Source organism: Rhodococcus sp. MT28 (assembly GCF_058792695.1).
Genome location: NZ_JBXAFD010000001.1, coordinates 932,687 through 946,823 on the forward strand (window position 1 = coordinate 932,687; position 14,137 = coordinate 946,823).

At 63.3% G+C, this 14,137-nt stretch carries 10 protein-coding genes; 9 read left to right on the forward strand and 1 reads right to left on the reverse strand.

Annotated features, from left to right (window positions below; genetic code table 11):
- Positions 1 to 76: 76 nt before the first annotated feature.
- From AC1Q6C_RS04485 to AC1Q6C_RS04525, 9 genes are all read left to right on the forward strand, one after another.
- Positions 77 to 1,678 carry an ABC transporter substrate-binding protein gene (locus AC1Q6C_RS04485; RefSeq protein ID WP_030535172.1) on the forward strand — a complete coding sequence of 534 codons (1,602 nt, stop codon included), beginning with the start codon at positions 77 to 79 and terminating at the stop codon, positions 1,676 to 1,678.
- Between the two features lie 62 nt (positions 1,679 to 1,740).
- On the forward strand, positions 1,741 to 2,754 hold the full coding sequence (locus tag AC1Q6C_RS04490) for an ABC transporter permease (protein ID WP_003940249.1): 1,014 nt from the start codon (positions 1,741 to 1,743) through the stop codon (positions 2,752 to 2,754).
- Between the two features lies 1 nt (position 2,755).
- On the forward strand, positions 2,756 to 4,636 hold the full coding sequence (locus AC1Q6C_RS04495) for a dipeptide/oligopeptide/nickel ABC transporter permease/ATP-binding protein (RefSeq protein ID WP_225320135.1): 1,881 nt from the start codon (positions 2,756 to 2,758) through the stop codon (positions 4,634 to 4,636).
- Complete coding sequence (locus AC1Q6C_RS04500; RefSeq protein ID WP_003940215.1) at positions 4,633 to 5,424, forward strand: ABC transporter ATP-binding protein; 792 nt, start codon at positions 4,633 to 4,635, stop codon at positions 5,422 to 5,424. The genes AC1Q6C_RS04495 and AC1Q6C_RS04500 overlap by 4 nt, the downstream gene beginning before the upstream one ends.
- Positions 5,421 to 8,780 carry a serine hydrolase gene (locus tag AC1Q6C_RS04505; RefSeq protein WP_492666400.1) on the forward strand — a complete coding sequence of 1,120 codons (3,360 nt, stop codon included), beginning with the start codon at positions 5,421 to 5,423 and terminating at the stop codon, positions 8,778 to 8,780. The genes AC1Q6C_RS04500 and AC1Q6C_RS04505 overlap by 4 nt, the downstream gene beginning before the upstream one ends.
- Positions 8,777 to 9,940: a M20/M25/M40 family metallo-hydrolase gene (locus AC1Q6C_RS04510; protein ID WP_003939777.1), complete on the forward strand. Its 1,164-nt coding sequence runs from the start codon at positions 8,777 to 8,779 to the stop codon at positions 9,938 to 9,940. The genes AC1Q6C_RS04505 and AC1Q6C_RS04510 overlap by 4 nt, the downstream gene beginning before the upstream one ends.
- Positions 9,918 to 10,739: a GNAT family N-acetyltransferase gene (locus AC1Q6C_RS04515; protein WP_030535170.1), complete on the forward strand. Its 822-nt coding sequence runs from the start codon at positions 9,918 to 9,920 to the stop codon at positions 10,737 to 10,739. The genes AC1Q6C_RS04510 and AC1Q6C_RS04515 overlap by 23 nt, the downstream gene beginning before the upstream one ends.
- Complete coding sequence (gene menC / locus AC1Q6C_RS04520) at positions 10,729 to 11,862, forward strand: o-succinylbenzoate synthase (RefSeq protein ID WP_003940422.1); 1,134 nt, start codon at positions 10,729 to 10,731, stop codon at positions 11,860 to 11,862. Before AC1Q6C_RS04515 ends, menC begins: the two co-directional genes overlap by 11 nt.
- A 123-nt stretch (positions 11,863 to 11,985) precedes the next feature.
- Positions 11,986 to 12,666, forward strand: coding sequence for a 3'-5' exonuclease (locus tag AC1Q6C_RS04525; protein WP_003940028.1), 681 nt, complete (start codon positions 11,986 to 11,988; stop codon positions 12,664 to 12,666).
- 28 nt (positions 12,667 to 12,694) lie between these two features.
- Here AC1Q6C_RS04525 and AC1Q6C_RS04530 read toward each other — a convergent pair whose 3' ends face one another.
- Positions 12,695 to 14,122: an amidase gene (locus tag AC1Q6C_RS04530; protein WP_151098208.1), complete on the reverse strand. Its 1,428-nt coding sequence runs from the start codon at positions 14,120 to 14,122 to the stop codon at positions 12,695 to 12,697.
- Positions 14,123 to 14,137 lie beyond the last annotated feature (15 nt).

Consider the following 14,137-nt stretch of genomic DNA (forward strand, 5'->3'; position numbering starts at 1 on the left):
GCCAAGATTTAGCAGTCAACACTCAACCGCGCCCTCACGTTTTTCGCTCGGGCCCCTGCTCCATCACGGAGGCACCATGAAACACCGCTTCTATCCAACACTTGCGGCAGCCGCAGGGCTCACGCTTGTGTTGTCTGCTTGTGGCTCGGGAGGCACGTCCTCGGGCGCCAGTGGCGGTGAACCGGCCACCGACGGGACCTTCCGTTTCGCCCTGCAGGCCGATCCGGGTGCTCTCAACCCGATCATGTCGGCCGCCTCGGCGACCGCCGAGTTGTCGCGTTTGGCGTACGACTACCTGATCTACCAGGATCCCGATACCAGTGAAGTCGGACCGTGGTTGGCGGAGAAGTGGGAGGAGACCCCGACCTCGGCGTCCTTCACCATCCGTGACGGGGTGACCTGTACCGACGGATCGACGCTGACACCGCAGACCGTCGCGGACAACATCAACTTCGTGGCCAACCCGGACAACGGTTCACAGTTGCGCGGGTCCTCCGTGCCGACCGGCGCCACTGCGACTGCCGATCCTGCAACGCGCACTGTCACGGTGACCACTCCGGCGCCGAGCCCGTTCCTTCTTCTCAACGTCGGTCGCCTGCCGATCCTGTGCGAGGCCGGATTGAAAGATCCGACAGCGTCGAACAAGAAGTCGCTCGGCACCGGCATGTTCGAAGTCACCGAAGTTGCCGCCAACGACCACTACACGTTCCAGCGTCGCGAGGGCTACAACTGGGGCCCCGACGGCACGACCTCCGACACCCCGGGCGTCCCCAAGACGGTCGTCGCCGCCATGTCGCCGAACGTGAGCACCGCCGCAAATCAGCTGCTCTCGGGTGAACTCAACGCAGCTCCGATCGCCGGTCCGGACAAGGACCGCGTCGCGGCAGCCAATCTGGACTCCGTCGGTCGGCCTCTGCCGGCAGGCCAGATGTACTTCAACCAGATCGCGAGTAATCCCACCAGCGATCCCGCAGTGCGCAAGGCCCTGATCCAAGCGGTCGATCTCGACGACCTCACTCAGGTCATCACCGCCGGACACGGGGTCCGGGCAACCAGCCTCGTCGCCGTCGAACCGCGCGCCTGCGTTTACGACTCTGTCGCAGGCAACATTCCGGACTTCGACCTCACTGCCGCCAAGGCAACACTGGACGGCGCTGGTTGGACCGCCGGCGCTGACGGCAAGCGAAGCAAGGATGGCAAGCCGCTCAATCTCCGCCTCGTGTACGACGGCACCGACGATCCGCGCAACGCGGCGGCCGAACTTGCTCAGTCGGCGTGGTCCGAACTCGGCGCAAACGTCGAGGTGACCGGGGGCGACTCGAACAAGATCATCGACGTCATTCTGAGCGGCAAGGACAACTCTGCCTGGGACATCGCCTGGGTCCAGGTCAACTCCTCGCTGCCCAGCACCTTCACTGCGTACTTTGCCGGGCCGGTTCCCGCAGCAGGCAAGAACTTCGGATCGGTCAGCAACCCCGCCTACGAAGCAGCAGCCACCAAGGCTTCCGGTCTGACCGGTAGCGACGCTTGTGACGCCTGGGCCGACGCCGAGTCGGAGCTCACCAAGACGATCGCGGCCGTGCCCTTCGCAGACTCCGTCATGAACGTGTACTTCAACAAGGCCGGACTCTCATTCGGCAAGTCGCTCAACGGTTCTGCGCTGCGTCTCTACCAGTAGGCCGTCCGCCCACTCTGAAATATCTTCCCGCCCCAGCATCCCGCCCTCCGGAAAGACAGCCCATGAGTCAAACTATTGAAGCCGCGAAACCAGAAGCGGCGCCTCAGGCTCGAGCAAAGTGGCTCGAGTCCGACAGCTGGCCCGCATATCTTCTGCGTCGTTTCGGCACCTTCGTGATTTCACTCTGGGCGCTGGTGACTGCGGCGTTCCTGATGCTCCAACTGATTCCGGGAGACCCGGTTCGGTTGGCACTGGGAATGAACGCACCGGTCGAACTGGTCGAGACAACGAGGTCTCAGCTCGGTTACGACCTTCCCTTGTGGCAGCAGTACTTCCGATTCGTCGGCGGGTTGCTGAGCGGGAATCCCGGTGACTCGATCACCTTGAGGACTCCGGTCTTCGAGGTGATCGCGTCCCGCCTACCGGCAACACTCGAACTGGCTGTACTCACAGTCGTCACGGTGCTGCTAGTGGGCATTCCGATCGGCCTCATCTTCGCTGCACTGACCCGCAACGGTCGACGACGCGGAGTCGAGATCGGTTACACCGCAACGTCGGGCACCATCGCCGTGATCCCCGAGTTCATGTTCGGTACGGCGCTGGTCTACCTCTTTGCCGTCACGTTCCCTGTTCTGCCCGTCGCCGGCCGAGGTGGACCGGAAAGCTACATCCTCCCGGTCGCGGCCATGTCGATCGGTGCCATCGCCTCGATGTCGCGCATCGTCCGTGCAGAGGCGCTCGGCGTGTTGGACATGGACTACATCCGTACGGCGCGCGCCAAGCGAATGCCCGTGGCACGAATCTACTTCCGTCATGCAATGCCCAACCTCATGACGTCGACGCTGACGCTCGCCGGACTCCTCCTGGGTGGTCTGATTGCCGGCACCGTGCTCATCGAGAGCATCTTCGCCTGGCCCGGCATGGGCATGGCGCTGGTCAAGTCCATCACCGAGAAGGACTACCCGCTCGCCCAGACACTGGTCGTGATCTACGGCGCCATCGTCCTTCTCATCAATTTCATCGTCGACGTGGTGCTCGCTCTCATCGACCCACGATCCACAATTCGGGAGAACTGAGTTGAGCACCTCACCTACGGCCCCCACTGCGGCCCCCAAGACGCCCCCGCGACGACACTGGATCGTCGGAACGTTCCGCACCCCATTGGGAATCCTGGCCCTCACCTTCCTGACCGCTCTGATCGCCCTCGTCATCTTCGGACCGATGATCTGGGGTGACGCCGCTGTCGCAGCCAACCCGAAGGCACTCTCTCAGGGACCGAGTTCCGAGCACATCTTCGGCACCGACGCCGGCGGGCGTGACGTCTTCGCCCGCACGATGACCGCCGCGAGACTGTCGGTGCTCATGGCTCTCGGAGCCGTCGCACTCGGTGTCACAATTGGCCTGATACTCGGTACGCTCCCGACGCTCGCTCCCCGCTGGGTCGGACGAATGGTCGTGGCATTCCTCAACTTCGCCATCGCATTCCCCGGACTGCTCCTCGCGATCTTCCTGTTGGTCGTTCTCGGACAGGGTGCTGGCAGCGCGGTGATCGCCATCGGTCTCGCCCTGGCCTCGCCGTTCGCGAGGTTGACGTACGCACTGGCTTCGTCGGTCAACGGACGCGACTTCATCGACGCAGCACGCATCCTCGGGGTTACCAAGCCGGGGCTGCTGTTCCGCCACATTCTCCCCAATATCCGTGAACCACTCATCGTCAATGCCAGCATCGCTGTCGGCAGCGGCCTCGTGGTCTTCGCCGGACTCTCGTTCCTCGGCTTGGGCATTCAGCCGCCTGCATTCGACTGGGGCCGGATGCTCAACGAAGGTCTGTCGAAGATCTTCGTCAACCCGGCCACCGCACTCGCCCCCGGCATCGCCGTCGTGCTCGCCGGCTTGACCTTCACGCTGCTCGGCGAGGCCATTGCTCGCGGCGCGGGAGTTCGCAGCCCGATCAGCAGTCGCCTGCCGAAGTGGAAGCCGATCAACCGGAAAACTGCCCAGGCCGATTCGGCGCCCACCGACGAAGACGCGGTACTGACCGTCCGCAACATGTCCGTCGCAGTCCCCGCGGGTGACGACTGGCGTCGCCCCGTCGACAACATCAGTTTTACAGTTCACCGCGGCGAAACCGTGGGCATCGTCGGTGAATCCGGGTCCGGAAAGTCACTGAGTTGCATGGCAATCGCGCAGCTGACCGACCACCCCACCGTGGTCGACGCCGGGCTCATCGAGTTCGACGGCACCGTGCTGATGAAGGACGGCAAGCGGCCGGACGACGCGGCTTCGCGCAAGGTTGCCCGCCAACTCGGCACACGTATGGCGATGGTGTTCCAGGATCCGATGTCGTCCATGAATCCGTCTCTCAAGGTCGGATACCAGGTCGCCGAGATCGGTTGGCTCCACGAAGGTATGAGCAAGGCCGACGCGAAGAAGGCGGCAGTCGAGCGACTGAACGCCGTCAAGATCCCCGACGCGCCCAGGCGTGCGAAGCAGTACCCCCACGAGTTCTCCGGCGGTATGCGTCAGCGCGCGATGATCGCCATGGGTCTGATGGGTAAGCCCGCTCTGATCATCGCGGACGAACCCACCACTGCGCTCGACGTGACCGTTCAGCGTGAGGTCCTCGGGCTGCTCCACGAGGTTCGCGAAGAAACCGGCGCCGCAATCCTTCTCATCTCGCACGACATGGCCGTCATCACCGGCATGTGCACCCGTGTCCTCGTCATGTTTGCCGGCGAAATCGTCGAAGACATCGCAGTCGACGATCTGATTGCCGGCCGTGCAAAGCATCCGTACACCCGCGCGCTGATCGCCGCGGTCCCCACCATGAGCACCGATCGCGACAAGCCGCTTGCCACCGTCGACGAAGCCTGGCAGGTGGAGAGCCTCGACGCCGAGGAGAGCACCGCCGACATCGAGTTGGAAGAACTGTTGGCTGTTGCAGAGGAGATCCGATGAGCAGACTCGAATTCCGTGACGTCAACGTCCACCTCGGTAGCGGTTCGAAAAAATTCCACGCCGTCAAGAACATCAATCTCGACATCCCCTCCGGATCGGTGGTCGGTCTCGTCGGTGAATCGGGTTCCGGAAAGTCGACACTGGCGCGAGCAACTGTCGGCCTGGCCGAGCCCAGTTCCGGCCAGATCCTTCTCGACGGTGTGGACGTCGCTCACGCCCGCGGCGCGACGGCTCGTCTGCGCCACCGGATCCAGATGGTCTTCCAAGATCCGTACTCGTGCCTCGACCCGCGAATGACCATCGGCCAGTCACTCGCCGAGGCGCTGCGGTCCACCGAGCGTCGTGACAAAGCTCGGCGCAGCCGCGGCGACCGCGCCGCCGAGGTCGCTCGACTCCTCACCACCGTCCAACTGCCGGTGGAGAAGGCGCACGAATACCCATCGTCGTTGTCGGGTGGTCAGCGCCAACGCGTTGCCCTCGCGCGGGCTTTGGCAGCCGCACCGGCAGTTCTGCTTGCCGACGAAATCACCTCCGCTCTGGACGTGTCCGTGCAGGGCGCGGTTCTGAATCTGTTGGTGGATCTGCAGAAGCAGCTTGGTCTGACGGTTCTGTTCGTCAGTCACAACCTGGCGGTGATCCGCTACGTCTGTGACCACGTCGCAGTCATGCTCGGCGGCGAGATCGTCGAGCACGGGCCGGTTCTCGACGTGATCGATTCGCCCAAGGAGCCGTACACGGCAAAGCTGTTGTCCGCGATCCCGACATTCGGGGAGCCGATGTTCCAATGACAACGCCAACCACTCTCGACTCTCCCGCAGCCGTAGCCCGTGCCGAAGAACGTCGTTCGGCGAGAATCCAGGATTACGCGTCCGTGGTTACACCGACCAGCATCGCCGTATCGGCGTCGGGACGCATTGCATACGTACGTACCGAATCGAATCCGGCTGCGGATACCAACGAGCACTCGATCTGGTTGGCTTCCCCGCAACTACAGCTCACCGCGGGACCTGCCGACACCTCGCCGGCTTGGCATCCCGTTTCGACGCTGTTGGTCTTCGTTCGGCCGGATTCCTCGGGCACACCACAACTGTGGAAGGTCGACGCCACCGGGGGTCCGGCAACACAGCTGACCACCACGGCGCAGCTCCCGCTCGGCGCGGGGGCACCGGTGTTCTCTCCTGACGGCGCTCGGATCGCCTTCAGCGCCCCCGTCGACCGCACTGCCGCCGGATCGTCATGCCTCTTGGTGGCGAAGCGCCTCAACTACAAGGTCGACGGATCCGGTGTCCGGGGCAGCGTTCGGGCGCACTTGTTCGAGTTCGATCTGGCCGCCGGCTCGCTTCGGCAGCTGACGGACGGCGATTGGGACGCTTCGCATCCCGCGTACAGTCCCGACGGCACCGAACTGGCTTTCACCGCGGCGATGGACGGCGACGCCGATCTGACGCGGGCGAGTTCCGCCTGGACCGTATCGCTGACTGATCTCGCCTCCACTCCGCGGATGTTGGGGCACGCACGCGGCATCGCAGGACCACTTGCATGGACACCTGCCGGCGACGCGGTCGTAGCCGTCGGTTGGCACACACCGATCATTCACAACAACGAACTTCTTGTCCTGCACCGCGACCAGCGAGTGGAAGACCGCAGCCTGACGTCCGGACTCGACCGAAACGTCATGCCGGGCGGAACCGGTTATCCCGGTGGCGCACCGAGTTTCACCGCCGACGGCGACATCGTCTTCTGCATCCGCAACCACGGCTCCACCGAACTGCACAAGGTCGATTTCGGATCAGGCTCCGTCTCAACACTTCTCACCGGCGAGCAGACAGTGGTCTCAGGCCTTGCCCTGACGTCCGGGCGAGCCGTCGTCGCGCTGGCAACGGCGACATCCTTCGGCGAGGTCGCCGTCATCGACCTCGAGACTCGTGCAGTCGAAACGGTCACCGAATTGAACACGGAACTGACAACTTCCGTCGCGTTTCCAGTCGCCTCCGAGCGTTGGTTCGACATCAGCGACGGCACCCGTGTTCAGGGTTGGATCCTGCGCGACCCGAACGTCACGGGCGCCGGTCCGCTGGTTCTGGACGTCCACGGCGGACCACACAATGCCTGGACCGGAACGCCCACCGTGATGCACGCATACCACGCGGAACTGGTCGCGCTGGGATTCACGGTCTTGATGATCAATCCGCGCGGAAGTGACGGCTACGGAAACGACTTCTTCGACGGTGTGCGGGACGGCTGGGGTGAGGCGGATCGTGCCGACCTGCTCGAACCGGTCGAAACCCTTGTCGCCGAGGGGATGGCCGATCCGAAGCAACTGGTACTCACGGGCTACAGCTACGGCGGATTCATGACGTGCGCCCTGACGTCCGTCACCGATCGGTTTGCCGTCGCAGTCGCCGGTGGTCTCGTTTGCGACATCGCGAACACGGCCGGCCCCTCAGACGAGGGCATCTTGCTGCAGACGGTCGAATTCGACCCGCAGTCATCTCGGGTACAGGAACTTTCGCCGCTGGGGCGAGTCTCCCAGGTGACGACACCGACGCTGATCCTTCACGGCGGCAGCGACGTCCGTTGCCCGGTCAACCAGGCCGAACAGTGGTTCGGTGGACTGCGTTTGGCCGGCACCCCGACCGAGTTGGTGGTTTTCCCGGACGCGTCACATGCCTTCGTGTTGACGGGTCGGCCGTCCCACCGACTGGAGTACAGCACTCGTCTCGTCGACTGGATCGAACGGCACCTCTCCCCCAAGCCCGCACTGACCACGGTCGATCCCGACTACTGGCAGTACCGACTCGACACCCTGAGTGCGAAGTACGGGGTGCCCGGCGCCTCACTGGGAATTCTGACCACAACCCGCAGCGGATTCTCCCGCACCGTGGTCACGTCTGGTGTCGTCAGTACCCGCACCGGCGTCGCGGCTACGCCCGACACGCTGTTCCAGATGGGTTCGATCAGCAAGGTCTGGACGGCCACCCTGATCATGCAGCTCGTCGAAGAAGGATTGCTGGATCTCGACTCACCTGTCCGGAACATCCTGCCGGACTTCGCAGTTGCCGACGCGGTAGCCACCGAAACGGTCACGACTCGCCACCTGTTGACTCACACCAGTGGCATCGACGGTGACGTTTTCATCGACGGCGGGCGCGGCGACGACTGCGTCGAGCGATACGTCGCATCACTGAAATCAACGGTGCAGCTCTTCGCCCCCGGCACCGATTGGTCGTACTGCAACACCGGCTTCGTGATCGCCGGACGAATCATCGAGGTTCTCCGAGGTAAGAGTTGGGACGCGGTTCTGCGCGAGCGGATCATCGAACCGCTCGGCCTGACCAAAACCACGACCCTGCCTGAGGAGACGGCACTGCACCGCGCTGCAGTCGGGCACGTCGGCGCTGCCGACGACCTCGAGCAGACACCACAATTCCTCATCCCTCGCTCGATGGGCCCCGCCGGTCTCATCAACAGCACCGCCGAGGACCTTCTTCTGTTCGCGCAGGATTCGATGCGCGAGGATCCGATTCTGCTTCAGCGGTCCACCCATCTGGCGATGCTCGAGGAGCGCCGCCAGATCGGTGACGTGTCGTCAGCGGACATCATGGGAACCACTTGGCTGCTGCATAATTGGGGCGGGGTACTGGCTCATGGCCACAATGGCGGAACTCTCGGCCAGCAGTCGTTCTTGCGAGTGGTGCCGTCGTGCGGTCTAGCCGTGGTCCTGATGGCCAACGGTGGAGCAATGGACGCTCTCTCCGGCGATCTTCTGGCTGAAGTAATCGGTTCCATAGGCGGCGTCAGTGTGACACCGGCATTCTCGCCTGGTGACCCCCACACCCGCGTCACGTCCTCACCTGAAGAACTCGATGCGCTGTGCGGCCTGTACCGCGATGCCGCAGCCGATTTCGTCTTGGAAAGGACCGGCGGTTCCCTGACCGCCCGCCGCACCGATCACATCGACCCTTCGGTCACCGCCGAAAGCGCAGAGTCCGTCTCTCTCAGCCTGATCGAAGTTCACCCTGGAGTATTCGCGACCCAACTACCTCAATCAGCGGGTTGGATCCGGATCACTTTCTCCGACAACGGGAGTACACAATTGCTACACGTCGGAAGCCGCGCGTATCCGCGAGTGAACAACCGATGACCATTCTCCGCGATCTGGCCGAGCGCCAACTTCCTCAGATCCTCGAGGACGCCATCGCGCTCATCGAAGTCGAGTCGCCGTCACACGATCTCGAAGCTGTTGCCCGCAGCGCGAAGTGGACGTCAGACCTTGTCCACGAACGACTCGGCGTGACACCGGAGTCGATAGTGACGGAAGGCCGTACCCATCTGGTGACCCGTTTCGGCAGCTCACCGACGCGGCTGATGCTGCTCGGTCATCATGACACCGTGTGGCCGATCGGCACCCTGACACGCCTGCCCGCAGCCGTCACCGACGGAGCGCTCCGAGGTCCGGGCGGACTCGACATGAAACTTGGTGTCGTTCAGGCAATCCACGCCCTCGCTATCGTCCGGGAGCTGCACGGCGACGATGCACTCGACGGAATCACACTCCTCGTGACCGGTGACGAAGAAATCGGTTCACCCACGTCGCGGTCCCTCATCGAGGAACTTGCGGCAGGCGCGGTACTGGTTCTCGAGGCCGGCGGTGACGGTGGCGAACTGAAGACTGTCCGCAAGGGAGTGTCGCTGTATCGGATCCATGTTGCCGGTCGCGCCGCCCACGCCGGGCTGGAGCCGGAAAAAGGCATCAACGCTGCAGTAGAACTGGCTCGTCTCGTGATCGCGATCAACGACTTGTCCTCGCCGGCACAGGCAACCACCGTCACCCCGACTGTCATTTCAGCCGGAACCACAACCAACACCGTTCCGGCAGAAGCCTTCGTCGACGTGGACGTGCGCGCAACCAGCGCCGCCGAGCAGGAGCGCGTCGATGCGAATATCCGAGCCCTGCAGGCAATCCACCCCGAAGCCGTAGTCACGGTCTCGGGTGGTGTCAACCGTCCACCTCTCGAAGGGACGATGTCCGCACCGTTGCTGGCGTTGGCGGAACGCGTTGCGCTCGAGCATGATCTGACTCCGCCCGTCGGCCTCGCCGTAGGCGGAGCCTCGGACGGAAACTTCACTGCCGGTATCGGTATCCCCACCCTCGACGGCCTCGGTGGCGTCGGCGGCGGTGCACACGCCGAGACCGAGCATGCGCTCGTGTCCGCAATCGCTCCGAGGACGGCGTTGGTTGCGGGCCTTATTCGTTCGATCACGTCTGAAGGGGGCCCTCGTGTCGAAAAGCAAAGCGGTTGAGTTTCGAGAACTGGTCGATACCCGCGAAATAGCCGATCTATCCGCCGTTTTCGACGAGATCTGGGCTACCAGTCCCGGACCGGCTCATTTCGGCACTGCGATGTTGGTTGCGCTTCACCACGGTGGTCACTACGTGGTGGGAGCCTTTTCCGAAGGCGAAATGATCGGTGGTTGCGTCGGATTCTTCGTCGAGCCTCTCGGCGAGGTTCTGCACTCACACATCGCCGGAGTACTACCGGGACACGCAGGCAAGGGAATCGGCCGCGCCCTCAAGCATCATCAGCGAGACTGGTGCATCGAGCGCGGCGTCAAGACGATCCGGTGGACCTTCGATCCACTGGTCGCACGAAATGCCTATTTCAACATTCAGCGTCTCGGAGCCGAACCGGCCGAATACAACCCGGATTTCTACGGGTCGATGGCAGACGGAATCAATGCAGGCGACGCCAGCGATCGTATGCTCGTCAGTTGGGACCTCGACGTCGGTGGATCTCCGAGTTCTACTGTGGCCGTGAATGATACATTCAAGGTGCTTCAACCCACCGAAGACGGTACGCCTCGAATGCTCCCGATCCCACCCGACTGCGTCGATATCGCAGTCGGAATACCCAGAGACATCGAGCATCTGAGAACAGTCGACCGCGCCTCTGCCTTTGCCTGGCGACACGCGCTTCGCGAGTACCTCGAACCACTGATCGCCTCGAAGGAATGGCAATCGACCGGCTTCGACCCCAGCGGCTATTACATGTTCACGAAAATCTGCGAGACAACCGGAGAAGAGCAAGTCCATGCACATTGAGTCCGTCGAATTGCGCGAACTGCGCATCCCTCTCGTCTCCCCCTTCACCACGTCATTCAGCACCCAGCTCGAGCGCAACACCCTCGTCCTGAAAGTGAGCGGCACCACCGACGGCCCCAACGGTCCGGTGGAGACCGTCGGCTGGGGCGAGTGCGGCTCGCTCAGCGATCCGTACTACAACTCCGAATACACCGCTGGTGCGCGGGCGATGCTTCGCGAGTATCTTGTTCCGACGCTACGTAAGTCGCAGTCGGATCAACCGCTCACCGCCGAGACGGTCGGCAGCGTACTTCACCACATCGTGGGTCACCAGATGTCGAAGTCGGCTATCGAAATGGCAATTCTCGATGCTGAATTGCGCGCTCGCGGACAGTCTTTCGCTCGGTACCTCGGTGCCACTCGCACGCGAGTTCCCTCGGGAGTGTCCGTCGGCATCCAGGACAGCATCCCTCAACTGCTCGAGACCGTCGGCAACTATCTGTCGCAGGGTTACGTGCGAATCAAGCTGAAGATCAAGCCGGGCTGGGACATCGCTCCCGTGGCTGCGGTGCGCAAGGAGTTCGGCTACGACGTTCCTCTGCAGGTCGACGCGAACGCCGCGTACACCCTCGTCGACGCGCAGTTGCTCCGTCGCCTGGACGAATTCGCACTGCTCCTCATCGAACAGCCGCTGGCCGAGGACGATTTGGTGCAGCACGCCAAGCTCGCCCAGTCCCTTTCGACTCCGATCTGCCTCGACGAGTCGGTCGAGTCGGCCAAGGATGCGGCGGATGCCATCACGCTCGGTGCCGCTTCGGTCATCAACATCAAGCCGAGCCGTGTCGGTGGATATCTGGAAGCCAAGCGCATCCACGATCTCGCCTCGGCACACGGTATTGCGGTGTGGTGCGGCGGAATGCTCGAGACCGGAATCGGCCGCGCCGCCAACGCAGCCCTCGCGGCGCTGGACGGATTCACGCTGCCCGGCGACATCTCGGCGTCCGATCGCTTCTACAAGGAAGACATCACCGAACCTTTTGTCATCGAGGACGGCCACATCGCCGTGCCGCAGGGACCGGGCTTCGGTGTGACTCCGCGCGAAGACGTCATGGATCGCTTCACGGTCGGAACCGAGATTCTGTAGGTCCGTCACACAGTTACGCAGCAGCCACCTCCACCTTCACCCCGGAGGTGGCTGTTCGTCGTTTGTGTCGGTAGGGGGGTGCATAGTGATTCGGACATGACGTTCTGCACCGAAAGGCCCCCGATGAGTAGCTGGTCCGATCGCCCGATCTGCGCGTTCGACCTCGAGACCACGGGGCGGGATCCGTCGACCGCTCGTATCGTCAGTGCCTGCGTCGCGGTGATCGACGGTTCGAGTGTCGAAACACGCACGTGGCTACTCGATCCCGGCGTCGACATCCCCGCCGGCGCCTCGGCTGTTCACGGCATCAGCACCGAGTTCGCGGCGCAACACGGCCAGGATTATTCCGAGGGCTACGAAGAGATTCGCGAGGCTCTGCACAATTCCTGGGCGCGCGATCACGCCGTGGTGGCGTTCAATGCCTCCTATGATCTGACGGTCATGCATGCCGAGGGTCTGCGCATCGGCAAGCCTGCATTCGTTCCGGGGTTGGTGATCGATCCGTACGTGATCGATCGGGCGATGGATACGTTCCGCAAGGGCAAGCGAACGCTTGCGGCCGTGTGCGAGCACTACGGAATTTCATTGGAGTCGGCGCACGAAGCCGAGGCCGATGCCAAAGCTGCGGCAGCGTTGGCCCGCGAGTTGGCCGTGCGGTTCCCCGACATCCTGGGGCTCGATCTCATGGTCGATCAAGCCGATTGGCACGCCGAGCGGCAACGCGATTTCGCCGAGTACCTTCTCAGCCAAGGGAGGGACGTGGCAGATGTGAACGGCCAGTGGCCGATTCGCATCATCGCCTGACGTCCTCCCCGGCTCGGACGACCGCGCGCTACGCCGGGACCGGCGGCCACACCGGCGCAATGGACCACGGACGGGCTGTTTCGAGCTGCGACGCAACCTGAATCAGCAGATCTTCACGGCCGAACGCGCCGACCAACTGCACGCCGATCGGAACGCCGGCCGAGTCATGACCCATCGGCAAGGAAATCGCCGGCTGACCTGAACTGTTGAACGGACTGGTCAAGCCGCTGTACCCGGCCGAATGCTCCCAGATCGACATAGGATTCGCCGTATCGAGCAGACCGAGCGGAGCTGCCGGCCGAGCCATCGTCGGAGCCAGCAACAGGTCGTGATCGACAAAGAACGCACCGATCACCTGGGCGGCCCGCTCGAGTTCCTGCAACGCCTTGACGACGTTCGTCGCACTTTCGGACTTCGCGCGGTCGTAGATCATCCGCGCCATCGGCTCGAGGTCGTCGTCGCGGATCGCGCGGTTCAGGGCGTCGAGTCGTTCGTCGACCTCGATCGTCATCGGAATGCCCATCAACACCGACAGCCCGGCAGTGAGCGCATCGAGCGGAAAGTTCGGGGCACTCTCGGTGACATCGTGACCGAGTTCTTCGAGCAGGCCGGCAACACCGGTCGCGACGGCCGAGCACTCCGGGTCCACCGGTGTGCCGTCAGGAAGAGCGTTACTCAGACCGATCCGCAACCGTCCGGGATCGGCACCCACTTCCTCGATGTACGGCCGCTTCGGCGCCAGGATCACGTAAGGATCGCCCACTGTCGGCCCGGCGGACAGATCGAGAAGCAGCGCAGTGTCGCGGACACTTCGGGTGAGCGCGTGATGAACACTCATCGGCGACGAGAAGAGCGTGCGCGCCGGTGCCGTCGGAGTACGTCCTCGGCTCGGCTTGAGGCCTACCAGGCCGCAGGCCGATGCGGGAATACGGATCGATCCACCACCGTCGCTGGCATGCCCGCCTGGCACGATCCCGACGGCAACAGCTACAGCCGTGCCACCCGAAGATCCGCCGGGCGAACGATCAAGGGCGTAAGGGTTACGGGTGGGTCCGAACAGCGCAGGTTCGGTACTCGCGTTCTTGCCGAACTCCGGGGTGTTCGTCTTGCCGATGACAACCAGACCAGCCTGGCGGTAGCGCTCGACGAGCGTCGAATCTTTTTCTGCCACAGCGTCGGCGAACAATCGAGATCCATTGGTGCTCGGCAATCCTGCGACGTCCATGCCGAGGTCTTTGATCACGAACGGGACGCCCTGCAGTGGACCATCCGGCAGGCCGCCTGATACCTCGTTGCGCGCTTCCTCTCGGCGCTCACTGATCACCGCGTTGACTGCCGGGTTGCGCTCGTCGAGCCTGTCCAGACTGAACTCGAGGACTTCCTTGGCGGAGACGTCGCCGCTCTTGATCGCTTCGGCCAGGCCGGTCATGTCGTTGTTGTCGAACAAATCCTGCATCGATGCCCTCATCAC